The organism is Nocardia sp. NPDC003999, assembly GCF_053604885.1.
Map to the genome: position 1 here is coordinate 406,240 of NZ_JBSGIB010000001.1, position 24,540 is coordinate 430,779.

Genomic DNA, 24,540 nt, shown 5'->3' on the forward strand with positions numbered 1-24,540 from the left:
TACACCCTCGTGCGGCCCTCTCGCGATTCGCCGCAGCCATGTGCCACTCGCGGAGATCACCATTCGATGCCTCGTTGGCCTTTGCGGCCCGCGTCCATGGGGTGTTTGAGTTTGGTCATTTCGGTGACCAGGTCGGCGGCTTCGAGGAGGGGTTGGGGGGCGTCGCGGCCGGTGATGACGACGTGTTGGTTTCCGGGGCGGGTGCGGAGGGTTTCGACTACTTCGGCGGTGTCCACCCAGCCCCATTTGAGGGGGTAGGTGAATTCGTCGAGGACGTAGAAGCGGTGTTGTTCGGTTCCCAGGCGGCGGGCGATCTCCTGCCAGCCCGCCAGCGCGGCCGCGGCGTGGTCGTCTTCGGTGCCCTGTTTGCGGGTCCAGGACCAGCCCTCGCCCATCTTGTGCCATTCGACCGGCCCACCCGCGCCGGTCTGCTCGTGCAGTGTGCCGAGAGCGCGGAAGGCGGCTTCCTCCCCGACCTTCCATTTGGCGCTCTTCACGAATTGGAACACCGCGACGTCGAAACCTTGGTTCCAGGCCCGCAGCGCCATCCCGAACGCGGCCGTCGACTTGCCCTTGCCCGGCCCCGTGTGCACGGCGAGCACCGGCTGGTTGCGCCGCTGCCGCGTGGTCAGTCCGTCGTCGGGAACGGTCTCGGGAACACCCTTGGGCATCGAATCTCCTTGCTCTCGACCTACAGCGTGTCCAGGTCGGAAGCCACGACCTCACACAACCGGCCCGCCACCCGGCCCGGACCGAACGGGCGCGTGCTCGCTCGACCGATCGCGCCGCCCACCAGGCGAGTGCCGCCGAGCGGCACGTAGTGGACACGCCGATCGAAAGTCGCGGTCACGCCGCTCGAACCGCACCACTCGGGCGTGCGGAACTCGACCGCACGACATCGGCGACCGAATCGCCGGTCAGCTCGGCCAACCGCAGATATCCGCCGCGCAGGTCGCGAGCCAGATCCGCGGCGAGACCGAGGCGGATCATGCCGCGTTCGCAGTCGACCACGATCGAGGTGACCGCGTCCCTGGCGAGCAAGCGGGCCGCGGCGCGGGCGCGGGGAACCGGGTCGGCGCCGCCGGTGGCGCGGCCATCGGTGAGCAGTACCAGCATGGGCCTGCGGCGCGGATCCCGCACCCGCTCGCGCAGCACGATCTCGCGCGCCTTCAGCAGGCCCGCGGCCAGCGGCGTCTTCCCGCCCGTGCGCATCCCGGACAACCGGCGCACCGCGATGTCGACCGACGAGGTAGGCGGCAGCACGAGTTCGGCCTCGGCACCCCGCACGGTGACGACGGCGACCTTGTCGCGGCGCTGGTAGGCGTCGCGCAGCAGCGTGACGACCGCGCCGGTGACCGCGGACAACCGGTCGCGGGCGGCCATCGAGCCGGAGGCGTCGACGACGAACACGACCAGATTCCCTTCGCGGCCTTCCCGATACGCACCACGGAGGTCCTCGGCAGCCAGCCGCAACGGCCCGGCGGCCCGCCCGCGCGCATGCTGATGCGGCGCGGCCGCGAACACGGTGCCGAGCAGGTGCAGCCCCGAGGAGGTGTCGGTGCTGGAACGCACCGCTCGCCCGTGCCGGGATTCCGCGCGTGAGCGGCGCCCCGGAGCGCCCTCGCCGACTCCGGGCACTTCCCAGCGCGGTGTCCGCGCACCAGCGGAAACCGGTGTGCCGGTATGACCTTCACCCGAGCGCCCGCCACCCGGACCGTCCGGCGGCGACGGGTCTTCATGGCCTCCGCCCGGACCTTCCGGCGGTAGGGGGTCGTCCGGGTCGTCCCCGGGACGAGCCCGTCTTTCGTCGTCCGTCACCGCACCGTCGGCCTCCCCGGCGTCCTGCTGCGCGGACGACGGCTGTTCGCGTTGCGCCTCCGCGGCGGCGTCGCGCATGGCGTCGTCGAGCTGTTGCTCGCTGATGCCGGGCTCGTCGAACGGATCGCGCCTGCGCCGGTGCGGCAACGCCAGTTCGGCGGCCACCCGCACGTCGTCCTCGGTCACCGCGTCGCCGCCGCGCCATGCGGCGTGCGCTGTCGCGGTGCGCGCGACGACCAGGTCGGCGCGCATGCCGTCGACGTCGAACGCGGCGCACAGCGCGGCGATCCGGCGCAGCTCCACATCGTCGAGCGCCACCTGTCCCAGCCGGTCGCGAGCGGCGAGAATCCGTTCGGCCACTTCCTGGTCGGCCTCGGCGTACCCGGCGGCGAATCGGGCCGGGTCGGCCTCGTAGTCCAGCCTGCGGCGCACCACCGCCATGCGCACGTCCACGTCCCGGGAGGCGGCCACGTCCACGGTCAGGCCGAATCGATCCAGCAGCTGTGGACGCAGCTCGCCCTCTTCTGGATTCATGGTGCCGACCAGAACGAATCGCGCCGGGTGCGAATGCGACACACCGTCGCGCTCGATGTGCACCCGGCCCATCGCCGCGGCGTCCAGCAGCACGTCCACCAGATGGTCGTGCAGCAGATTGACCTCATCGACGTACAGCACACCGTGATGGGCGGCGGCCAGCAGGCCGGGACGGAACGCCTGCTCCCCGTCGCGCAGCACCCGCTCCAAGTCCAGCGAGCCGACCACGCGGTCCTCGGTCGCACCCACCGGCAACTCCACCAAGCGAGCGGGCCGGGCGCCGGTCTCGTCCACCACCGGCGGGAGCAACTGCGCCAGCGCGCGCACCACGGTCGATTTCGCGGTGCCCTTCTCGCCGCGCACCAGCACGCCACCGATACCGGGATGCACCGCGCAGAGAATCAGCGCCAGTTGCAGCCGTTCCTGCCCGACCACCGCCGAGAAGGGAAATCCCGCCTCACCGTCCGAGGTGGAAAGTGTTCGGCCGCGCTGATCGGACGTAGGCACTGTTTCGGCATGGGACAGGGACACGCCCCAACTCTAAGGGCGCGCCCGCACCCGTCCGACAGGGCCCTTCGATTCAGAACCGATGCGGGCGGGCCCCGAAAGCGCCGCACCCGCCCCGGAGACTTCCGGAGCGGGTGCGAATGGCGGGTGGAGTGGCTACTCGCCTCCCCTGCGCATCGGCACGTGCGCGATGCCGTCTTCCTCGAACTCCGGGCCGTCGACCTTGAAGCCGTGCTTGGTGTACAGGTCGATCAGGTAGCTCTGCGCGCTCAGGCGCACCGTCGCCGAGCCCACCTCGGCCAGCGCCGCCTGCAGCAGTCGCGTGGTGTACCCGTGTCCGCGAGCGGGGACCGCGGTGCAGAGCCTGCCGATGCGGAAGCTCTTCACACCGTCGCGGTGCTCTTCGCACAACCGCAGCGTGGCGATGACCTCGCCCTCGTCATCGAGCCAGAAGTGCCGGGTCTCGGGAAGCAGGTCCTTCCCGTCCAGTTCGGGGTACGCGCACTTCTGTTCGACGACGAAGACTTCGACGCGAAGTTTCAACAGCTGGTAGAGCGTCGCGGTATCGAGATCCTGCGCCCAGGAGCGTTTGAGAGCAACCGTTGACATCATCGCGCCTTGCTATCACAACCTAGGCGTTCGCCGCGACCCCTGCACGTCTCGGCGTGTTGTCGCCGCCGTCGACGAGGTTGAGCGCCTTGGAGGTCCAATCCCACACTTCGTGGAACAGCGCCGGGTCCTCCGAGAGCTTGACGCCCAGCGAGGGCACCATTTCCTTCAGCTTCGGCGTCCATTCGGCGTACTCCTGCGGGAAGCACCGCTGCAGCACGTCCAGCATGGCGGTCACGCAGGTGGAAGCGCCCGGGGACGCGCCGAGCAGACCGGCGATCGTGCCGTCCTGGGCGGCGATCACGGCGGTGCCGAACTCGAGCACGCCACCCGCGCCCTTGCGCCGGATCACCTGCACGCGCTGGCCCGCTGTAATCAGCTCCCAGTCCTTGGCCTCGGCGCGCGGGATGAACTCCGACAGCGTGATCACCTTGCCCGCCTCCGACTTCAGCAGCTCGCTGACCAGGTACTTGGTCAGGCCGAGTTCGGTGACGCCGACGCCGAGCAGCGAGAAGATGTTGTTCGGCCGCACCGACTTGAACAGGTCGGTGTTCTTGCCATCCTTGAGGAACTTCGGCGTCCAGCCCGCGTACGGGCCGAACAGCAGGCCCGGCTTGCCCTTGATGACGCGAGTGTCCAAGTGCGGCACCGACATCGGCGGAGCGCCGACCGCGGCCTTGCCGTACACCTTGGCCTCGTGCTGGTTGATCAGCGCCGGGTTCACGCAGCGGAAGAACTGACCGCTCACCGGGAACCCGCCGAAGCCCTTCGCTTCTTTGATATTCGCCTTCTGCAGCAGCGGCAGCGCGCCGCCGCCCGCGCCGACGAAGACGAACTTGCTGATCAGCGTGCGACTTTCGCGGGTGCGTACATTGCGGACCGTGACCAGCCATGATCCGTCGGACTGCTTGGACAGGTCACGCACCTCGTGCCCGAAGGCCAGGTCGGCGCCGGAGGCGCCGAGGTAGGCGAGCAGTTCCTGGGTGAGCGAGCCGAAGTCGATGTCGGTGCCGCCGTCGGTCCAGTTCAACGCGATCGGATCGGAGAAGTCGCGCCCGCGCGCCATCAGCGGCAGGCGGCGGGAGAACTCGTCGGGGCTGTCGATGTACTCCATGCCCTCGAACAGCGGGTGCGGCGCCAGCGCCTCGTACCGCTTGCGCAGGTACTGCACGTCGTCGGCGCCGTGCACGAAGCTGACGTGCGGGATGGGGTTGATGAAGGCGGACGGATCGCGCAGGATGCCGTTCTCCACGCCGTAGGACCAGAACTGGCGGGAGACCTGGAAGCGCTCGTTGATGTCGACGGCCTTGGTGATGTCCACCGAGCCGTCGGGCCGCTGCGGGCTGTAGTTCAGCTCGCACAGCGCCGAGTGTCCGGTGCCCGCGTTGTTCCACGGATCGCTGCTCTCCGCGGCGGCGGCGTCGAGCCGCTCGAACAGGGAGATCGACCAGTCCGGCTGCAGCTGCCGCAGCAGCGCGCCGAGGGTGGCACTCATGATGCCGGCACCGATGAGTACTACATCGGTCTTTTCAGTCATGGCAGCGTTCGGCACGGGTAGATCGACTTCCTTGTCTGCGCGGGCCCACCGGGCGGGTGGACCAGCCTGGGCACGGTGTAGTTGTGGCTCGGTTCCGGCGTCCGCCGGTTCCGAACGGCATGGCGGGAGTCAGGTTACCCGCCGTTCACCTACGCCCAATTGTGCACCTCACCACGCCGCCACCCCGCAGCGAACCTGCAGAATGTGCGGAATGCGACAGAGACGGTCGTCACTTCGGCGGCCGGGCGGCGGCCGCGGACTGTCCGCGTTCGACACCGTCCAATAGATTGGTCGCGTGACGAACGAACAGTCGCTTGCCGAGCCGGTCAGCACCTCCCCGGATGGCGCAGGCTGGCGCCCCGACGTCCTCGGCCCGCACTATCAGCAGCGCACGCTGGACCTCGGTCCCGACCCCGACGGTGAGGGCGAGGTGGTCGCCACGCTGGTGCGCTACGTCCCGTCCGGCGACGTCGAGCAGACCGCGGGCGCGGTGCTCTATGTCCATGGCTTCACCGATTACTTCTTCCAGGAGCACCTGGCCGAGCACTTCACCGCGCGCGGGTTCCAGTTCTATGCTCTCGACCTGCGTAAATGCGGGCGGTCGCTGCGTGGAGGGCAGACTCCCCACTATGTGACGGATCTCGCTTTCTACGACCGCGAGCTGGCGGAGTCGCTGCGGATCGTCCGGGCCGAGACCGGTGCTCCCGTCGTGCTCAACGCCCACTCGACCGGCGGCCTGGTCGTGTCGCTGTGGCTGGACCGGCTCAATCGGGCCCAGGGCACGGCCGCCGCGGGGATCACCGGCGTCGTGCTCAACAGCCCGTGGTTCGACCTGCAGGGTCCCGCGTACTACCGGAGCATCGGAACGCCGATCATCAAGGCCGTGGGACGGTTCCGGAAGATGGTCCAGCTGCCCGGCGGCAAGATCAGCACCTACGGCGACAGCCTGCACCACTCGGCGTCCGGTGAGTGGGAGTACAACCTGGACTGGAAGCCGTTGCAGGGCTTCCCGGTCCGGCTCGGCTGGCTGCGCGCGATCCGCAACGGCCACGCGCGGCTGCACCAGGGCCTGGACATCGGGGTGCCCTCCCTGATCCTGCGCTCCCGGATGACCAAGTTCGCCAAACAGTACGGTCCCGCCGTGGCCGTGGCCGACGCGGTGCTCGACGTCAAACAGATCCAGCGCTGGTCGGGTTGCCTTGGCGACCGCACCAACATGGTGCCGATCGACGGCGCCAAGCACGACGTGTTCCTGTCCGGCCCGGAACCGCTGGCCCAGGCGTTCCGCGAGCTCGACAGCTGGCTCGACTGGCTCGCGGACTACCAGGGCGCGAAGTCACCAGAGGCTGGTGCGTAGCACGATCTCGGTGGCCAGCTCGTGGTCGGCTTCGGTGGCCACGTCGGTGACGTCGACCTCGACCACCCGGAATTCGCCGTAGACGAACCGCCCCGACGTGTCGGCCACCGAGCGCGGCAGATTCTTGGTCACCAAGAGCGTGGTGGGTACCTCGACCGGACCGGTGGACGCATTCACCACCGTTCCGTCGGCGCCGGGAGTCGCCGGGTGGCCGCGATCGGCCACGACCAGGCTCTGGAAGCGGCCGAAGCCGTGTGCGCACGCCTGCCAGGCCAGCACGGCACCCGCGCCGCATCCGGCCACGTTGACCCACGGCAAACCCAGCTCATCGAGGATCGCGGTCACACCGGCCGCGTCGAGGCCGTCGATCGACTCCACCGCGAAGGTGCGCAGATCCGAGGTGTGCAGGCGAGCGCACACCCGATCGAAGACGTCAGCCGGCTCGCCCGCGTCGGGCAGCAGCAGCACGCTGTGCCGGGATTCCGGTCCGTCGATCCGCACGGTCCACGCCCGGTCACCCACCGTGATCTGCCGAGATTCCATGCCGATTCACGCTACACGGCTCGCGGCGCCGTGGCGGCGGGTCCGGGGTGGCGGAATCAGGCGAGCAGGCGCATCCCGGCCCGCTCACCTGCGTTGTGGTCGAAGGTGACGGTCAGGTCACACCCGGCCTCCTGGCCGAGCTGCTGGATCAGCGCGTCGGCGAAGTCCGCGCCGTCGGCGGCCCGGCGCAGCGCCTGGCGAACGGTGTCGGCGCGCTCGACCACGATCTCGCTGGAATCGAGCAGTCCGAGCAACACGTCGGTGACCGCTTCGGGATCCTGTTTGTAGCCGCGGCGCAGCACCCAGTGGATCTCGGCGAGCACGATCATCGTGATGTAGCCGGGTTTGCTCTCGCTGAGCCCGTCGATCACCTGATTGGCGCGGGCGGATTGCTCCGGGTCGTCCTGGGTGAGGTAGCGGATCAGCACGTTCGCGTCCAGGCCGATCATTGCGCCTTCCCTTCCACCACGTTGCCCGCGATGGCCTCGTTCATCTCCCCGAGGCCGATCGGCGAGCCGGACCAGCCCACGATGCCCTTCAGCGACTTGATCGTGCGCGTTTCGGGCACCAGTTCGTAGGTGCCGCTGGGCGTGGGGACGAAGGCGACCCGCACTCCGGTACGCAATCCCATCGCCACACGCACGTCGATCGGGATGGTGATCTGCCCCTTACTGGTCACCGTCGCCGACACCACATTGCCCCCTCGGCTGTTGGGTCTCTTCTCCGCCGCCATCATCCTCGCACCCGACCGCACTCGCTCGACCCAGCCTTACCTGGAGCCGAATTCCTTACTGCAAGGTAAGGCGCGGGGTGGCTCCCGTCAACCGATACGGTCGCTCGCGAGCACCACGTCGGTGGCCATGATCGGCAGACCGGCGGGCGCGCCCTCGGCGACCAGGCGCTCGAGCGCGGCGAGGTCGAGGTGACCTTCGATCAGGTCGGCCAGCAGATCGAGTTGCGCGGCGCGCACCCCCGCGACCGAAACATCTTCGGCCACAGCGAATCCCGACCGACCTGCCGCGGCGGCGACCGCGCGGAGCCACCCGCGGCGGAACTCGTCGGACTCGAGCAGCCCGTGCAGGTGTGTGCCCCACACCGCGCCGCGGACGCTGCCCTCCGGCTCGCGGTCGATCGTGAGCCACGCCGGGTCGCCGCGGTGCGTGACGCGGCCGTGATGGATCTCGTAGCCGCGCACGGCGACGCCCGCCGCGTGCCCGGCACTGCGGCGCAACACCTTCGGCTCGGCGAATTCGACGGTCAGGTCGAGCAGCCCGAGTCCGTCCACCGCACCGGCGCCGGACTCGACGCGGTCGAGAACGCGGGTGCCGAGCATCTGATATCCGCCGCACACGCCCAGGATCGGCCCGCCCGCGGCGGCGCGCGCCATCAGCGCGTCGGCGATGCCGGTACGCCGCAACCACCGCAGATCCGACACCGTCGCCTTACTGCCGGGCAGCACCACCAGATCGGCGTTCGCCAGCCGGGACGGCTCGGTCACCCAGCGCACCGCGACGCCGGGTTCGCAGGCCAGCGCCTCGACGTCGGTGGAGTTGGAGATGCGCGGCAGCCGGATCGCGGCGACGGTCAGCCATTCCTCGCCCACCGGCGGCCGGGGGCGGCCCACCGGCGCGTCGGCGAGGGTGCCCAGCGAGTCCTCCGCGTCGATCCAGAGGTCTTCGGCGTACGGCAGCACACCGAGGGTCGGGCGACCGGTGAGTTCGGTGAGACGCTCCAGTCCCGGCTGTAGCAGCTCCACCGCGCCGCGGAACTTGTTCACGATGAAACCCGAGATCAGTTGCTGGTCCTCGGGTTCCAGGATGGCGACGGTGCCGAACAGGTGGGCGAGCACGCCGCCGCGATCGATGTCCCCGACCAGCAGCACCGGCAGGCCCGCCGCGCGCGCGAGGCCCATGTTCGCCAGATCCGTCGCGCGCAAGTTGATCTCGGCGGGCGATCCGGCGCCTTCGCAGACGACCACGTCGAATTCGGCGCGCAGCGCGGCGAGTTCCGCGGCGACCACATCGCGCAATTCCCGCCGATGCCGGAAGTAGTCCTCGGCGCCGACGGTGCCGATCGCCTTGCCCCGCACCACCAGCTGGGAACGGCGGTCGCTGCCGGGCTTGAGCAGGACGGGATTGAACCGCACGCTGGGCTCCAGCCCGCACGCCTGAGCCTGCAACGCCTGTGCCCGCCCGATCTCCCCGCCGTCGAGCGTGACCACGGAATTGTTGGACATGTTCTGCGCCTTGAACGGCGCGACCCGCACGCCGCGCCGCGCCAGCATCCGGCAGATCCCGGCCACGACGACGCTCTTCCCCGCGTCCGAGGTCGTGCCCGCGACCAGCAGCGCGCCCTTCATCGCGGGCCGGTCTTCCGGCGCACGGCCGGGCCCCCGGTCACGGGAGGGTCAGGATCTCGGTCCCGGAATCGGTGACCACCAAGGTGTGCTCGAACTGCGCGGTCCACTTGCGGTCCTTGGTCACCACGGTCCAGCCGTCGTCCCAGATCTCGTAGTCGATGCCGCCGAGGTTGATCATCGGCTCGATGGTGAACGTCATGCCGGGTTCGATGATGGTCTCCACCGCGGGCTGGTCGTAGTGCAGCACCACGAGCCCGCTGTGAAAGGTCGGGCCGACGCCGTGGCCGGTGAAGTCGCGCACCACGCCGTAGCCGAAACGGTTGGCATAGGACTCGATGACGCGGCCGATCACGTTCAGCGCCCGACCGGGACGCACCGCTTTGATGGCCCGCATGGTGGCCTCCTCGGTCCGCTCGACGAGCAGGCGCACCTCCTCGTCGACGTCACCGGCGAGGAAGGTCTTGTTGGTGTCGCCGTGTACGCCGTCGATGTAGGCGGTGACGTCGATGTTGACGATGTCGCCGTCCTCGATCACGGTCGAGTCCGGAATGCCGTGGCAGATGACCTCGTTCAGCGAGGTGCAGCACGACTTCGGGAAACCCTTGTAACCGAGGGTCGACGGGTAGGCGCCGTGGTCGCACATGTACTCGTGCGCGATGCGGTCCAGCTCGTCGGTGGTGACACCGGGGGCGACCGCCTTACCCGCCTCCTCCAGCGCCTGCGCGGCGATCTTGCCCGCGATGCGCATCTTCTCGATCGTCTCGGCGGTCTGCACCCAGGGCTCGCGTCCCTCGTTGGCGGTCTTCTTCCACGCGTATTCCGGGCGCTCGATGGCGCGCGGGACTTCACGGGTGGGCGACAACGTACCGGGAACGAGAGGCTTGCGGGTGCGGACAGACATAGCGAACAGCGTAATCGGCCGACACCAGCGGTGCCGAGGGCCTCCGGGGACAGGGCCGGACCACGGGCACCGTGCTCATCGGCACACCCTCGGAACGAGCTATCCCGGCACGTCGGCATAGGCGACACCCGAGCGAGTAATTCCGCCGACCACGTCCTCCGTCCACATAAGATCATCTGTCGACCGAAAGCCCTCTTCCGGTGGGAGTGAAAATGGCCACTGAACCAGCTTCTCCACCGCACCGAGACAGAAATGAAGCGGCTTCGTCGCCCGAGATACCCCCCGACCAGTCCGAGGAAAACTCCACGACCGCGCAGGCCGCGCAAGAGCACGTGCTCCCGCGCGAGGCGGACGCGACCACCAGAAGTGGACGCTACGCGCTCATAGCGGCCCTGTGCGCTGCGCTGATCTCCAGTGTCGTGTCGGCGTCGGCGGCCGTGTACGTCACGGTCAACAAGGCAGACAGAGACCAGCAACTAGCGTTGATACAGGTGACTCGCGAGAATCGCCAAAAGTCATACTACGAATTTCTTGCGAGCACTTTCAATTTCGTGGAGCAGACGGGAAAGATGGCCGGTCTCCTTCGCGTGGACAACCTCGACGGCTTCCGCTCCGCGACAGTCGAGTTCAGCCAGCGCATGAACAAGTTCCTGTCCACTCTCTATATGGCCTCCATGACATCCAGCGAAGACATGATCCACCTGTTGGCCAAATTTCCCGAAGAGACCAAAGAATTGCTGGACAAGCACTACATGCCCTTCGTGCAGAAATATACGGTCAGGACCGAGGCCCCTTCCGACAGCGATGAACGGAAGCTCGACGGCGCCGCCCTCGATACGGTGCTCATGAATTTCATCAACAGGCTCGATTCTTTGGTGAGCGACTTCATCGAGCAGGGCCGCAGGGACCTCGGCTAGCCTGCCGGTCCGTGATCGTACGGAATGGGCATACACTGCCTCTGAGTCGAGCATGTAGGGTCGCCCAACCCGGTAGCCGCGCCGGGCAGCGGAGTCCACCCCTTGTTCGGCTCGACAGCCTGGCAACGAGATCACGCCGCCGACACTGCACTCCCGGTCGCCCTACCATGGGCGCGTGTCCGCACTACCTCTCATCTTCACCGCAGGCTGGGCCAGCGGAGTGAACGCATACGCGGTGGTCCTGCTGCTCGGAATCTTGGGCCGGTTCGGATTCACCGATTCGGTACCGGATGGATTGCAGCGCACCGATGTCCTGATCGCGGCGGCAGCGCTGTTCCTGATCGAGGCCGTGGCGGACAAGATCCCGTATCTCGACTCGTTCTGGGACGCTCTGCACACCGTGGTGCGGCCGATCGCGGGCGCCGTGGTCGCGGCTCTCCTGGCCGGACAGGACGGTTCGCTGCCGCAGCTCGCCGCCGGTGCGGTGGGCGGTACCGCCGCGCTGGTGAGCCACCTGGTGAAGGCCGGAACGCGCATGGCCGTCAACACCTCGCCCGAGCCCGCCAGCAACATCGTGGTCAGCACCGCCGAGGACGTGACCGTCGCGGGTGTGGTCACCCTGGCCGTGTTCCACCCTCTGGCGGCGGCGGTGATCGCGGCGGTGCTGCTCGTCATCGGTCTGGCGCTGGTGTATTTCTGCGCGAGCCGGAGCCGTCGCTATCTGCGCCGGCGCCGCGCCCGCCGGGCAGCGCGCGCGGGCAACCGAGTCGCAGTCGCTGAATAATTGCCACGCAGGCGAATCCGTCACGGGCGTGCCGCGCCAGTCGACCACGCGGCACGCCGGGCGGGGCGCCCCGTTGCGCCCGCCGTCACTGTGCCGGCGACATGAGCGCCCGGCTGGAGCCGCCGGCCGTGGGACTCGGCGCCGGGACGTCGCCATTCGGACGAGTGACGCTGCGGGGCAGTGTCACTACCGCGGACGAGACCACCGTCGCGACGAACTCATTGTTCGGGCAAACGGCGGCGGCCACCGGCCACGTCGGTTACCAGGTCAGTGTACCCGTCGACGAGCTCGGCCAGTTGGTACCAATGTTTATGGGTATTGTCGCTGCGCCCGCCCTCGATGTGGATGACCTGATTGGCATCCACCCAGCTACGCGCCATCCGGTCCACCACGGCGCCGAGGCTTTCGGTGTGCAACGACGCGCCGTTGCGATGCTGCGGGATCTCCTGCGCGACCCAGTCGTTGATGTCGTCGACCAGTTCGAGTCGCCGGCAGTCGATTTCGGCGATGAGTGCGGCGTCCACCACCTGCGCGCGGCGCTGGTGCAGCTCGGCGAGTGCGTGTGCGGACCGCAGCAGTTCCCGGTCTTGGAAACGCCGTCCCTGGAAAGCGCACAGCAATTGCGGCGCGGTCGGTAAGGCGCCGACCGTCGGCGCGCTCACCGCCGCACTCCGAGTTGACCCGACCCCAACGCTCTTTGTACCAACATAATTGGCTCTCGATTCGGTTATCCCGGCCATCGGATGGGTTGTCACAACTAGGCTAGCTGGATCATGCACGTACAGATGCAAGAACGCAAGATTGCGTCTGCATTTCTGCGGTCAAGGGCTCCATACGGCGCGCGGAGGCCCAGAGCAGACCGGTCGCAACCTTTTTCGGCTCACCGATCGAGCGCTTCCGGCGCCGGTCGGCGCTGACGAGCACCACCACTCGTTCCCCATTTCCGGCCGCCCGCTCGGCCGGTCGCCGGCCCGTGCACACGAATTCGCCCACTGCTGTGCACGTTCGGTAGCCGACAGTGCGCTGTCGATCTTCCTTACGACGTGGGAAGCCCCTCGCGGTCGCCTTGCCACGCGCGCCGATACCGAAGCGTCGCACCGATCCTCAGCCGCTGGCCCGACTACGCGGCCACGTTCACAGCTGGGTCACGGCGGCGAGCAACGTCAGCGCGGGCAAGGCGCCCTGCACCACCGCGCCCCTGGCGAACCGGCGGTCGTGCGCCACCAGCACCACCGCCGCGGCCAGCATCGATCCGCAGCCGGCGAGCACCAGCGCCCATCCCGCCGCTGGCACCGTCCGCAGGATGGCCACGCCGACCAGTGTCGTCACCGCGAGGAACAAGTTGTAGAAACCCTGATTGAACGCCCACGGCCGCGCCGCGGGCAGTTCGGCTCCGGAAACCCGGAATACCCCCTGGTACACCTTGGGGTCGCCGAACCGCACGGACTCCATGACGAAGATGCCGACATGGAGTAGGGCGGCCGCGACGGCGAACACCTGTACGACCCAGAGCATTCGACCTCCTCACGATGCGCGCCGGGGAATCCTATGGCCCCCAGCCGCGGAACGCCGCGCAACACACCGCCGACACGCCGCCGCGCTAGTCGGTCAACCGGCCAGTCCGAAAACGCGTCGGGCATTGCCGCCCAGGTACAGCTCGCGAGTCTCGTCGTCCAGGCCGAGCGCGGCGAGGCCGTCGAGCGCGTGCTGCGGGAAGATCATCGGATAATTCGTACCGAACAACACCTTGCGGCGGCCGCTACCGGACTTCAGGTACGACACCAGTTCCGCGGGAAGGCGTTTCGTCGTGTACGCCGAGGTATCGATGACGACGTTCTCGTGCTTGCGCGCGACCGCGATCATCTCCTCGGTCCACGGATAGCCGATATGCCCGCAGACGATCGTCAGCTCCGGGAAGTCGAGCGCGACCTGATCGATGTACGGGATGGGGCGCCCGGTTTCCGACGGCCGCAACGGTCCCGTGTGCCCGACCTGCGTGCAGAACGGGATTCCCGCATCGACGCACGCGGCGAACAACGGATAGAAGCGCCGATCGGTCGGGGGCACTTCCCACAGCCACGGGAGCACCCGCAGCCCCTTGAAGCCCTGGTCCACGCGGCGGCGCAGCTCCCGTACCGCGTCCATCGGCCTGCGCAGATCCACCGACGCGATGGGGAGCAGGCGCTCCGGCGCCTCGGCCGCCCAGGCCGCGACCTCGTCGTTGGAGATGAGGACGCCTTCCGGCGCGTGCCACGCCGAGATGAGCGCTCGGTCGACGCCTGCGGCATCCATCGCGTCGAGAGTGAACGACAGCGGGATCTCGTCGGTCGGTATAACGGCCCCGGTCCACCGCCGCAGCGAGGCGAACATGTCGTGGGCGAGGAATCGCCGAGTCGGATGCTGCGCCCAGACGTCGATGGTCATGCGCGGATTCTGACATACGTCATAGCGCCCCGGACACCCCCGCTACGACGTATGTCGTGGAAAGGTACTTTCGCGACCAACGGTGCGAGACAGCGACTTCCATCGCGACGTACAGATATTGCCGAGTCACGTCAGCCACACCGCGCCCGCCCCCGAAACCGACGATAATACCCTTCCCACCTCATGGTCTATATCAGCCGTAATAACCAGGGAAAGGGTTCGCTGGGCATAAACTGGGTATCTACCGCAGGACCACAGACAGCCGACAAGAGCAGGGCCATGGCAGGTTCGGACCCGTTCGCCACACAGCACGATCGACCTCCAGGTATCGAGCGGGAACTGGAGGGCGCGGGTCTCGACGACCCCGAAGTGATCGGCAAAGGCGGGTTCGGCGTCGTCTACCGCTGCAGGCAGCGGGCGTTGAACCGCAGCGTCGCGGTCAAGGTCCTCACCGCCCGGCCGGATCTGGAGCCGGAGAACGTCGAGCGATTCCTGCGCGAGCAGCAGGCCATGGGCGCCCTGTCCGGGCATCCGAACATCGTGCCGATCCTCCAAGTGGGCACCACCCGCAGCGGACGCCCCTACTTGGTGATGCCGTATCACTCGCACGGTTCGCTGGAGAACCGTATCCGCCGGGAAGGCTTTCTGCCGTTGCCCGAGGCGATCGGGATCACCGTCAAGCTGGCGGGCGCTCTGGAGACCGCGCACCGGGCCGGGATCTTGCACCGCGACATCAAACCGGGGAACGTCCTGCTCACCGACTACGGCGAGCCGCAACTGACCGATTTCGGGATCGCCCGCGTCGAAGGTGGTTTCGAGACCACCACGGGAGTGGTGACCGGCTCGCCCGCGTTCACCGCCCCGGAGGTGCTGCGCTCCGGCGTTCCGTCCGTCGCCTCGGACGTCTACGGGCTCGGCGCGACGCTGTTCGCCATGATCACCGGCCACGCGGCCTACGAGCGACGTTCCGGTGAGCAGATCGTCGCGCAGTTCCTGCGCATCTCCGCCGATCCGCTGCCGGACCTGCGGCTCGACGGCATCCCCGACGAGGTCGCGGCCGCCATCGAGGCCAGCATGGCGCACAATCCCGCGGATCGTCCGCCCTCGGCCGCCGCCTTCGGCGAGATGTTGCGCGAGATCCAGCGCGGTAACGACATGCCGGTCGAGCACATGACCCTGCCCACCGGCGAGCAGCCCGCGCCCGAAGACCTCAGCACGCGGCCGCTCACCGCCACAGCGCGTTTTCCCACTCCCCACCCCAAGACGCCGCCGACACCCGAGACCAAGTTCCGCCCGGCGATGTCCACCCGGCCGCTGGTCCAGCGCGAGCGCCTCATCGACGCGTTGCAGACCGAGCCGCGGCCCCGCCTCGCCGTCATCCACGCCCCGGCCGGGTTCGGCAAGAGCACGCTCGCGGCCCAGTGGGCCAAGCGTCTCGCCGACACCGAGAAAGTGGCCGTGGCCTGGTTGAACGTCGACCGCGACGACAACAACGTGGTGTGGTTGCTGACCCACCTGATCGAGGCGTTCAACCGCGTGAGTCCCGCGCTGGCGCCCGGCCTTGCCCCGGTCCTCGAAGAGGGCGACACCAGCGCAGCGCGCTACGTGCTCACCACGCTGATCAACGCCATCGACGAACGCGACGAGCGGTTCGCCCTGGTGATCGACGACTGGGACCGGATCACCGACCCCGCCGCGGTCGATGCCCTGCTCTACCTGATCGACCAGGGGCCGCGGCACCTGCAGATCATCCTGACCAGCCGATCGCTGGAGGGCCTGCCGCTCGGCACCCTGCGCGTTCGTCACCAACTCGTCGAAATCGACGCCGCCGCATTGCGTTTCGATGCCGGGGAGGCGCGGGCCTTCCTCACCGAGCAGACCGGTCTCACCCTGGCCGACACCGAGAGCGCCGAGCTGCGCGACTACACCGAGGGCTGGGCGGCGGCCTTGCAGCTGGCCTCGCTGTCGCTGCGTGAGCATCCCGATCCGGCCTCGCTGATCGCCCACCTGTCCGGGCGTCATCACGCCATCGCGGAGTACCTGGCCGAGAACGTGCTCGACACCGTCGAGCCCGAACTGCGCGAGGTCCTGCTCGCCACCTCGCTTCCCGAACGGATCTCCGGCGGCCTCGCCACGGCGCTGACCGGGGACCCGCACGGGCAGGCCCTCCTCGAGAATCTCGAACGCCGTAACCTGTTCCTGCGCCGCGTCGACGAAGGCGGCGAATGGTTCCGCTACCACCATCTGTTCGCGGAGTTCTTGCGCCAGCGCCTCGAGCGCGACCATCCCGAGCGCGTGCGCGAACTGCATTGCAAGGCAGCCTCGTGGTTCGGCGACAACAGGATGCTCAGCGAGGCCATCGACCACGCGCTGGCCGCCGACGACGGCGACATGGCCGCAGACCTCCTCGAGGCGAAATCCCGCGCTCTGGTGCAGGACGGGCAGCTCGCCACGTTCCTGGGACTGCTCGACAAGCTCCCGCCCGGCATCGCCGCCAGCCGCCCCATGCTTCAGGTCGGTGTCGCCTGGACGCACGTGCTGCTGCGGCGGCCCACCGAACTGCATGCCGCGTTACGGCTGGTACGGGCGTCGCTGGAGAACGAGCCCGCCGCAGATCCCGATGTCGCGCTCGAAGCCGACCTCATCGAGAGCGTGGAGCGCGCCTTCGGCGACCACCCGGAAGGACTGGACGCCGTGGTCGGCAAATGCCTGGCCCGGGCCGACACGTTGGGGCCGTGGGCGCTGTGCGCGGCCGCCAACCTCGCCGCGTTTTCCGCGATCACCAAGTTCGACTACGAGCGGGCACGGGAGTGGAACGACTGGGCCACCCCCTTCTATCGCAAGAACCGCAGCACGTTCACCTTGATGTACAGCCACTGCCTGGTCGGCATCGCGGCCAGGGAACAACTCGACATCGCCACGGCGGAACACAGCTTCCGCACGGCGGTCGAGATATCCACCACCTCGTCGGGCCCGCGGTCTTATGCCGCTCGCTTGGCCGGCGCCCTGCTCGGCGAGCTGCTCTACGAACGCGACCAGCTCGCCGCGGCCGAGCGCCTGCTGGACGAAGCGGGCAGGCTCGGCACCGAGGGCGGCCCGGTCGACCTGCTGATGGCCAACTACGCCACCGGCGCGCGGATCAAAGCCCTGCGCGGTGACCTGGCCGCCGCCGCGCGACGGCTGGACGAAGGCGCCGAGTTGGCGCGGGCCATGAAGCTGCCGCGCCTGGCCACCCGCGTGGCCAACGAGCAGGTCCGGCTGGGCCTGACGGCCACCTACGTCACCGAACCGCCGGCCGGAGAGGGCGGTATCGCCACGATGGCCGCGGAAATGCGTGAGGACTCCGCTATCCGCATGCTGCTGCGTTCGGGGGCCGCCAAAAGGGTGACCGCCGCGTCCACGCGCGCCCGTCAGCTGCGGGATTCGATCGACCCCGATCGACGTCCCCGCGCCGCGGCACAGGCATCGCTGCTGCTCGCCTCCTGCCTCGCGGCGGCGGGAAAGACCGAAGCGGCCAAGGACGAGCTGGCCCCGGTGGTGGTCCGGTACGCCGATGCCGGTCTCATCCGGCCGCTGCTCGACGAGGGCCCCTGGATCATGTCGTTGCTGCACAGCCTGGACTACGACCTGCGCGAAGGCCTCTGGGACGAGGAACGACCGATGATCCCGCCCGCGTTTCTGCGCAGGTTGCTGGCCCGCTGAGCGCCATCGGCCGCCTGAGTCGCCACCCGCCGCGATACCTCTGCTCGAACGCGGACGCCGGACATCGCTCGGCCGCGAAGTTACGCGCGACGGGCGGTGGCTCGCTTCCGCCCCTCACAACACCGGTTGCGGACCGAGCGAAGTGTCGGTGTCCAGAATGTGCAACACCCACCGGCCCTTGCCGTCGGCCTTCGCTCGGTAGAGGCCGGTGTCGGCCGCGTCGAGCAGCGATTCGGCGTCCGCGCCCGCGACCGCGGTGACGACCGCGCCGATGCTGATCGACATGCGTAGTCGCCGGTCACCGGCCGTGATCGGGTCGACAAGCGCCTCGAGCAGGCTGTTCGCCACGGTGGCCACCCGGTGATCGCTGGCGGGCGGCGGGATCAGCGCGACGAACTCGTCCCCGCCGATGCGGGCGACCAGACACCCGGATCCGCGCACACTATCCTGCAGACGTCCGGCGACCGCGGTCAATATCTGGTCACCTGTGCCGTGGCCGTAGCGGTCGTTGACGTGCTTGAAGCGGTCGATGTCGACGAAACACAATCCCGCCCGATCCCCGTTGCGCGCCTCGTCGATCATCGCGTCGATCCGTTCGATGAGATGCCGCCGGTTCGGCAGTCCGGTGAGCGGATCGTGCCGGGCCTGCCGGTGCAGTTCCTCGCGCATCCGGTGCTGTTCGGTGACGTCCTCGCCGACCGCGAGCAGGTAATCGCTCTGCCCCTCCGCGCCCTTGACGAAGGTGATGGCGAACGACGCCCACCCGTAGCTGTCGTCGGCGCGCCGGATGCGCTGTTCCAGTTTCACCGTGCCCGCACCGGCCGGGACCAGTTTCTCGTACACCAGCGTGCGGATGCCCTCGCGGTCGTTGGGGTGCGCGAAGTCGTAGACCGACACCCCGCGCAAGCTTTCCACCGGGACTCCGATCATCTCGGCCAGACCCCGGTTGACATCCAGCAACGTACCGTCGGTGTCACCGATGGCGATCGCGATCGCTGCGTTGTCGAACACCACACGGAACCGCTCGTCATCGGATCGGTGCGCGTCCTCGTTCGCGCGCCGCTGGGCTTCGTATCCCTGACCGACCTCCGCGAGCAGCGCCGCGAGCCGCCGGCCGGCCTCCGGGGCCGTCGCCTGTTCGGCCAGCCCGTACAGGACCTGGGCCGACGTGCTGGGCACGGCCGGGTCGTCCAGTCCCGCGGAGGCCAGCGACGCGCCGACACGCCTGCCGACGCTCGCGTCGAAGGGTTCGGCTTCCAAGCCGGAAGCCAGCTCCTCGACCATCCCGAGTAGCGCGAGCTCGGGGTCCGGTACAGACGCGGACCCACCGGCGACGGCCTGCAGAGCGCGCCACCACATGTTCGCCATCCTGGCGAGTTCGATCTGTTCCACCGCGACCCCCTCACCATTCAGGCCGGAGATAGCCCCCGACGCATCGTATCCACACATGTTCGAGACCGTCGAGTACTGCCGCCTGGAAGCATTCCCAGGAATGGTGAGAGTGGAGCTATAACTGCAACCCGTTCTCCCGGAAGATCGACGCCCCCTTGTACCGCAGAGTCTTCACCTGCCAGACCCAGGTCGCCTGGACGCAGGCGACCAGATCGGCGAGGTGGGTCGCGACGGTGGACGCCAAGGCGGCGTCCACCGCTGCCAGTCGGTCGCACCGTTCGGTGGCGACCGCACACAGTTCCCGGAACTCGGCCAGGCGCGCGCGCACGATCTCCGTGGCGCCCCGCACGGCGTCCTCCAGCGAGTATCCGGGGTGGTTCAGCAACACCGCGGGAATCAAGTTGAAATCCGCCAGATCGACGATGCACTCCTTCTCGAAGGAGAACACGTCGTTCATCAACGCGCCGATCTCGACGGTCAGCACCCGCAGCCGGAGGAGGTCCCCGGCCAGCCCCGTCCGCCGGATCAACTCCCAGGGCAGATAGTCGTCCCGGCCGAACTCGCACAGCGCGATCGCCGGGTACATACCCGAGACCTGAGCCCGCAGATCGATGTACTCCGCGACGCTGAGCAACCCGCCGCGCGCCCGGGCGTTCTGGTCCTGGATCGCGGGCCGCAGGTGCGCGACGGTGGCTTCGATGAACCGATCGAGCCAGTCCGCGTCCGCGCGGGCGGACAGCATCGTGAGGAACGCCGAGGTCGAGGTCTCCAACGGGGTGGCGTCCGCCGGAGCCGACCCTGTGCACAGGAGCGCGCACAGCCGATCGATCGCCACCCGCGCCTGTCGCTGTTCGTCGTCGCCGAGGTGCCCGAACTTCTCCCGGCCGACAGTGTCGTTGAGCCAGAACAGGATCGCGTTGTACAGGCCGATGATCGTCATCCGCTCGGCGCTGACGGCGCCGGGGTGCAGATAGGGCGTCATGCTGTTGTAGTGCGGGCCCGCGGGCTCGAGCCAGATGCCGTGCTCGCGGCAGAAACGTTCCACCTCCGCACAGGCTTGCTCCCCGAACCGATTGGGCCGGAAGTCGCGGCAGTAGTCGATGATGTCCCAGTCGGGTGTGCCGAACATCGCGCGCAACGACCACTGCCGCCCGGTCCGCAGCAACATCTCGTGTTGCCCGCGCATGTCGACGATCTCCCGCTCGAGTGCCGATGTGTACTCACTGACCACAACGACTCCCTCCCACTATGGTTACTTCTAATGAATTGTCTCCGACTTATCGGTAGTGGGACCGGTCGAAGGGCGAAGATCACGCAACACTCGCGCCCTGAATGGCATTGGCGCATCGCGTATTCGACGGCGACACCGCGGCAAACGAGAGCTCGGTCCGCAGCGCGGCGCCACGGCTCGAGAGTCGACATGGCGCATGGACGCAAGCGGCCGGTACGGGACGCGCAGGGTGCTCCGGTGCCGATGTCGCCGGACGCGACCTCCCCGTAGGGCCGCCTATCGGGTATCGGTCACCGGTACGGCGCTCACTTCGACGCCAGGACGTCGTGCATGGTCAGCAGCAGATGGTCGAAGCGCGCCCGTTGCGCCGCGGGACCGCCACCCATCGCGGGAACCTCGCCGACCAGTTGTTGCGCCAGGGTCCGCAACTTGATGTTGGTTTCCTGGGAGCGCCATTGCAGCACCCGGAAGGCCTGTTCGGCGTTGATGCCGTAGACCACCATGAGCACACCCTTGGCCTGCTCGATCACCGCCCGTGATTGCACCAGTTCGGGCAGCGTGTCGTCGAGGATCTCCTGCCGGTTCTCCTCGAGTGTGCCGGACACGTCGATGAAATAGCCCGCGGTGCCGACCACCGACTCCTGGTCATCGAGCATGCGATCGGCGACGACGATGACGTGATGGGTGCGCCCGGCGGTGTCGATGACGCGGTGACGTCCGCAGAACGGCTCACCGGTTCGCACGGCGGAGGCGATGGACTCGGCGACGAGAGCGCGGTCGTCGGGATGCTTGTGCGCCAGCAACAGCTCCGTACTGGGTCGCGCACTCCCCTCGGTGTAGCCGTATATCGCGGCCGCCGCGTCCGACCATTCCCATCGCTGATCCTCGAACCAGAAGCGGAAGCTGCCCACGCTCTGCGGCGTGCCCGCGATGACGCTCTCGATCGCGGAGGCGCTTCTCAGCGCGAGGTCGTCCATCCTCGTCACGCGGTCATTATCCATCGGCGCCCGAGGGCCACGGCCGGGAACACGAGATGAAACCAAATTGTGGCAAACTTTCGGCATCATCACGAAAATGCCCTCTAGCTCGACACTATGGACTTAGTTCATATGCATGAATGCATTGGCAATTAATCCGCAATGGGCGTGATGCCGGGCGGTCAGCGCTATTGCCCACGCCCCGAGCCGGAATCCACACCGGCCGCGTTGCGTCGCCCAGGCGCGGCAGCCGGGCCTCTCCCGGCCCGCACGGACGCGCGGCGTCGTCCGGCGATCACGTTCGAGCGTGGCGTTCCCACCGCCCGGAAAGCGGCTCCGCACAGTTGGGCGAGTCTCCACATACCCCCGCAACCGAGCGGTCGGTCCGGTTCGCCCCGCGATATCGCCCAGCGGCCGTAAACGCACACGAAAACACCGACCATAAGGTGCATCACGGGAGGTAGTCTCTGTTGCTGTGCCCACACCAGGCACAGATCCGCTGCACGCAGGCCGCATTCGAGGTCGAACGTCAGAACACGTTCCAGCAAGTGCGCACACCGAAGGGGTTGGACTGATGGCAGGCAAGCGCACCGTACTGACCGTCCGGTTGCGGCGGCTGGCGGCGATGCTGCACGAGATGCGCGAGAACGCTCAGCTCAGCAAAGAAGAGGTCAGCGCGAAGACCGGGATCAACGTCACCACGCTGTACCGGATCGAGACCGCGCAGGCGCGGCCGCAGCGGCGCACCCTCATGGCGATGCTCGACCTCTACCGCATCGGCGACGAGCAGCGCGAGGACGCGCTGGAGCTGCTGTCCGACGCACTGAAGCCCGGCATGTCACGCGCCTACGAGGGCAGCGTGTCGGAGGTCTACGCCGCCTACATCAATTTCGAGTCCGAGGCGTTGTCCGCGCGGCACTACCAAACCTCTTTCATTCCAGGCCTTTTGCAGACCTACGAGTACGCCACCGCCGTGATCGACACCTCCATGCCGAAGCTGGAGGCGTCGGTCATGGAGAGTAGGGCGAAGGCGAGGATGGATCGCGCCGTCAACCTGACCAAGGACGACCCGCTCGAACTCTGGGTCGTCTTGGACGAGGCCGCCATCCGCCGCACCGTCGGCGGGCCCGCGGTGATGCGGGGGCAGCTCGAGCGACTGCTGCAAGAGATCAAGCGCAAGAACGTGATCCTGCAGATCCTGCCGTTCGACGCGGGCGCACACCCCGGCATGGCGGGTTCGTTCACCTTGTTGGACTTCCCCGACCCCGCCGATCCCGAGCTGGTCTATGTGGAGGGCATCGCGGGTGACGAGCTGATCGAGGGCCACTCCGAGATCCGTCGCTTCGGCGTGATCTTCGACCAGCTGCGCGCCATGGCGCTGAGCCCGCGCGACTCCGCGGCCATGATCGTGGAGGCCGCGGGGCTGATGGATCGGGAGGGCTAGCAGCCCGCCCCTGGCAGGTGAAATCCAGGCGAAATACGGCCCGGTGCACGACTATTCCGTATCGGAATGGGTACCCTCGCCCTACTGCCGAGGGGAGGACGCATGTCCGAAGTCACAGCCGATCCGACGTCCGACTCCGGGCCCGAACTCAAACGGGTAATGGGGCCGGGATTGCTCTTGTTGTTCGTCGTCGGCGACATCCTCGGCACCGGCATCTACGCGCTCACCGGCAAGGTGGCCAACGAAGTCGGCGGGGCGGTCTGGGTGCCCTTCCTGGTGGCGTTCCTGGTCGCGCTCATCACCGGTCTCAGCTATCTGGAGCTGGTCACCAAGTACCCGCACGCCGCGGGTGCGGCCCTCTACACGCACAAAGCGTTCGGCATCCACTTCCTCACGTTCATGGTCGCTTTCGCGGTGATGAGTTCCGGCATCACTTCCGCGTCCACGGCCTCGCGGGCTTTCGCGGCCAACTTCGCCGAGGCCTTCGATCCGGATCTCGGCAGCGGCACCGCGGTGACGGTGATCGCGCTGCTGTTCATGGCCGTGGTGGCGGCGATCAACCTGCGCGGGGTGAGCGAGGGTGTCAAGCTCAACGTGGTGCTCACCTGTGTGGAGCTGACCGGGCTGCTGATCGTCATCGGGATCGGCTGCTGGGCATTGGGCGTGGGCGACGGCGACTTCTCCCGCATCGTCGAATTCGACACCGGGGAGCGCAACGCGGTCGGCGGCGTCATCGTGGCCACCACGCTCGCGTTCTACGCGATGGTCGGTTTCGAGGACTCGGTGAACATGGCCGAGGAGTGCAAGGAGCCCACCCGCATCTTCCCGAAGGTGCTGCTCGCGGGACTGATCATCACCGGGCTCATCTACGTGCTGGTATCGATCAGCGCGGTCGCACTCGTGCCCGCAGACCAACTCGGCGAAGGCGACACGCCGCTACTCAAAGTGGTCCAGGTCGGCGCGCCGAGCTTCCCGACCCACATCTTCGCCTACATCACCATGTTCGCCGTCGCCAATTCGGCGCTGATCAACATGCTGATGGCCAGCCGACTGATCTACGGCATGGCCCGTCAAGGCGTGTTGCCCCGGCCGTTCGGCCGCGTGCACCAGCGGCGCCGGACGCCCGTCACCGCCATCGTCTTCACCACGCTGCTCGCGCTGGGGTTGATCCTGTTCGTCGGCGAGGTACCCGAACTCGGTGGCACCACGGCCCTGCTTCTGCTGGCGGTGTTCACGGTGGTCAACGTCGCGGTGCTGGTGTTGCGCCGAGACACTGTGTCGCACAAGCACTTCAAGACGCCGACGCCGCTGCCGGTCGTCGGCGCGCTCAGCTGCGGCTTTCTCGTCACACCCTTCACCGACCGCAATCCGGCGCAGTACGCCATCGCCGGCGTGCTGCTGGCCATCGGGGTCGCACTGTGGGGCCTGAACTACCTGGCCATTCGGGCCATGCGGGCACAACCCTTGGACAGCGGGTCATCCGCTGAGTGACCGATCGCGTTGT

22 protein-coding genes are annotated in these 24,540 nt (G+C 68.0%); 6 read left to right on the forward strand and 16 right to left on the reverse strand.

From position 1 onward, the window contains the following. Positions 1-56: 56 nt before the first annotated feature. The 5 genes from cobO to mqo form a co-directional block, all read right to left on the reverse strand. On the reverse strand, positions 57-671 hold the full coding sequence (cobO, locus tag ACWESM_RS01995; protein WP_364427024.1) for a cob(I)yrinic acid a,c-diamide adenosyltransferase: 615 nt from the start codon (positions 669-671) through the stop codon (positions 57-59). 20 nt (positions 672-691) lie between these two features. Then, complete coding sequence (locus ACWESM_RS02000) at positions 692-850, reverse strand: hypothetical protein (protein WP_452490735.1); 159 nt, start codon at positions 848-850, stop codon at positions 692-694. After that, positions 847-2,859, reverse strand: a complete 2,013-nt coding sequence (locus ACWESM_RS02005) for a VWA domain-containing protein (RefSeq protein ID WP_452490943.1) — start codon at positions 2,857-2,859, stop codon at positions 847-849. Before ACWESM_RS02005 ends, ACWESM_RS02000 begins: the two co-directional genes overlap by 4 nt. Before the next feature lie 156 nt (positions 2,860-3,015). Continuing rightward, complete coding sequence (locus ACWESM_RS02010) at positions 3,016-3,471, reverse strand: GNAT family N-acetyltransferase (protein WP_356961386.1); 456 nt, start codon at positions 3,469-3,471, stop codon at positions 3,016-3,018. Between the two features lie 19 nt (positions 3,472-3,490). Further along, on the reverse strand, positions 3,491-5,005 hold the full coding sequence (mqo, locus tag ACWESM_RS02015) for a malate dehydrogenase (quinone) (protein WP_364427031.1): 1,515 nt from the start codon (positions 5,003-5,005) through the stop codon (positions 3,491-3,493). Positions 5,006-5,300: 295 nt separating this feature from the next. Between mqo and ACWESM_RS02020 the strand changes: the two genes are divergently transcribed. Then, the gene (locus tag ACWESM_RS02020) at positions 5,301-6,362 is read left to right on the forward strand and encodes an alpha/beta hydrolase (RefSeq protein WP_452490737.1); all 1,062 of its coding nucleotides are present in this window, start codon (positions 5,301-5,303) and stop codon (positions 6,360-6,362) included. On the opposite strand, the gene ACWESM_RS02025 is transcribed toward ACWESM_RS02020, so the two are convergent. The 5 genes from ACWESM_RS02025 to map all read right to left on the reverse strand — a co-directional run bounded on the left by ACWESM_RS02025 (position 6,342) and on the right by map (position 10,165). Continuing rightward, entirely contained in the window at positions 6,342-6,905 is a 564-nt protein-coding gene (locus ACWESM_RS02025; protein WP_452490739.1) for an alpha/beta hydrolase, read from the reverse strand. The two genes, ACWESM_RS02020 and ACWESM_RS02025, sit on opposite strands and share 21 nt — an antisense overlap. Positions 6,906-6,961: 56 nt before the next feature. After that, a complete protein-coding gene (locus tag ACWESM_RS02030; protein ID WP_195149221.1) occupies positions 6,962-7,354 on the reverse strand; it encodes a PIN domain-containing protein in 393 nt (130 codons plus the stop codon). Continuing rightward, the gene (locus ACWESM_RS02035; RefSeq protein WP_364427036.1) at positions 7,351-7,584 is read right to left on the reverse strand and encodes an AbrB/MazE/SpoVT family DNA-binding domain-containing protein; all 234 of its coding nucleotides are present in this window, start codon (positions 7,582-7,584) and stop codon (positions 7,351-7,353) included. Before ACWESM_RS02035 ends, ACWESM_RS02030 begins: the two co-directional genes overlap by 4 nt. A 141-nt stretch (positions 7,585-7,725) precedes the next feature. Continuing rightward, positions 7,726-9,264, reverse strand: a complete 1,539-nt coding sequence (locus ACWESM_RS02040; RefSeq protein ID WP_364427039.1) for a cobyric acid synthase — start codon at positions 9,262-9,264, stop codon at positions 7,726-7,728. Between the two features lie 37 nt (positions 9,265-9,301). Further along, entirely contained in the window at positions 9,302-10,165 is an 864-nt protein-coding gene (gene map, locus ACWESM_RS02045; protein WP_355070033.1) for a type I methionyl aminopeptidase, read from the reverse strand. Positions 10,166-10,377: 212 nt separating this feature from the next. On the opposite strand from map, the gene ACWESM_RS02050 reads away from it, so the two are divergent. Together ACWESM_RS02050 and ACWESM_RS02055 are read left to right on the forward strand one after the other, a co-directional pair. Then, entirely contained in the window at positions 10,378-11,082 is a 705-nt protein-coding gene (locus ACWESM_RS02050) for a hypothetical protein (RefSeq protein ID WP_452490742.1), read from the forward strand. Between the two features lie 175 nt (positions 11,083-11,257). After that, a complete protein-coding gene (locus tag ACWESM_RS02055; protein ID WP_452490744.1) occupies positions 11,258-11,866 on the forward strand; it encodes a DUF4126 domain-containing protein in 609 nt (202 codons plus the stop codon). Between the two features lie 218 nt (positions 11,867-12,084). Here the strand turns inward: ACWESM_RS02055 and ACWESM_RS02060 are convergent, their stop codons facing one another. From ACWESM_RS02060 to ACWESM_RS02070, 3 genes are all read right to left on the reverse strand, one after another. Beyond that, the gene (locus ACWESM_RS02060) at positions 12,085-12,444 is read right to left on the reverse strand and encodes a DUF4254 domain-containing protein (RefSeq protein ID WP_397275738.1); all 360 of its coding nucleotides are present in this window, start codon (positions 12,442-12,444) and stop codon (positions 12,085-12,087) included. 556 nt (positions 12,445-13,000) lie between these two features. After that, positions 13,001-13,381 (reverse strand): DUF1304 domain-containing protein, encoded by a 381-nt coding sequence (locus tag ACWESM_RS02065; RefSeq protein WP_356961375.1) that lies wholly within the window; start codon positions 13,379-13,381, stop codon positions 13,001-13,003. 93 nt (positions 13,382-13,474) lie between these two features. Continuing rightward, positions 13,475-14,290, reverse strand: coding sequence for an amidohydrolase family protein (locus ACWESM_RS02070; protein WP_356961373.1), 816 nt, complete (start codon positions 14,288-14,290; stop codon positions 13,475-13,477). Positions 14,291-14,569: 279 nt separating this feature from the next. Here ACWESM_RS02070 and ACWESM_RS02075 point away from each other — a divergent pair, with 279 nt between their 5' ends. Then, on the forward strand, positions 14,570-17,992 hold the full coding sequence (locus ACWESM_RS02075) for a protein kinase domain-containing protein (RefSeq protein WP_364427055.1): 3,423 nt from the start codon (positions 14,570-14,572) through the stop codon (positions 17,990-17,992). Positions 17,993-18,106: 114 nt separating this feature from the next. On the opposite strand, the gene ACWESM_RS02080 is transcribed toward ACWESM_RS02075, so the two are convergent. The 3 genes from ACWESM_RS02080 to ACWESM_RS02090 all read right to left on the reverse strand — a co-directional run bounded on the left by ACWESM_RS02080 (position 18,107) and on the right by ACWESM_RS02090 (position 21,592). After that, entirely contained in the window at positions 18,107-19,384 is a 1,278-nt protein-coding gene (locus tag ACWESM_RS02080; protein ID WP_364427058.1) for a diguanylate cyclase domain-containing protein, read from the reverse strand. 115 nt (positions 19,385-19,499) lie between these two features. Beyond that, positions 19,500-20,615, reverse strand: a complete 1,116-nt coding sequence (locus tag ACWESM_RS02085) for a terpene synthase family protein (protein ID WP_364427061.1) — start codon at positions 20,613-20,615, stop codon at positions 19,500-19,502. A 305-nt stretch (positions 20,616-20,920) separates the two neighbouring features. Continuing rightward, positions 20,921-21,592, reverse strand: a complete 672-nt coding sequence (locus ACWESM_RS02090) for a PAS and ANTAR domain-containing protein (protein ID WP_356962435.1) — start codon at positions 21,590-21,592, stop codon at positions 20,921-20,923. Positions 21,593-22,166: 574 nt separating this feature from the next. Here ACWESM_RS02090 and ACWESM_RS02095 point away from each other — a divergent pair. Both ACWESM_RS02095 and ACWESM_RS02100 read left to right on the forward strand, forming a co-directional pair. Next, on the forward strand, positions 22,167-23,036 hold the full coding sequence (locus ACWESM_RS02095; RefSeq protein WP_452490746.1) for a helix-turn-helix domain-containing protein: 870 nt from the start codon (positions 22,167-22,169) through the stop codon (positions 23,034-23,036). Between the two features lie 102 nt (positions 23,037-23,138). Beyond that, entirely contained in the window at positions 23,139-24,527 is a 1,389-nt protein-coding gene (locus ACWESM_RS02100; protein ID WP_452490748.1) for an APC family permease, read from the forward strand. Positions 24,528-24,540 lie beyond the last annotated feature (13 nt).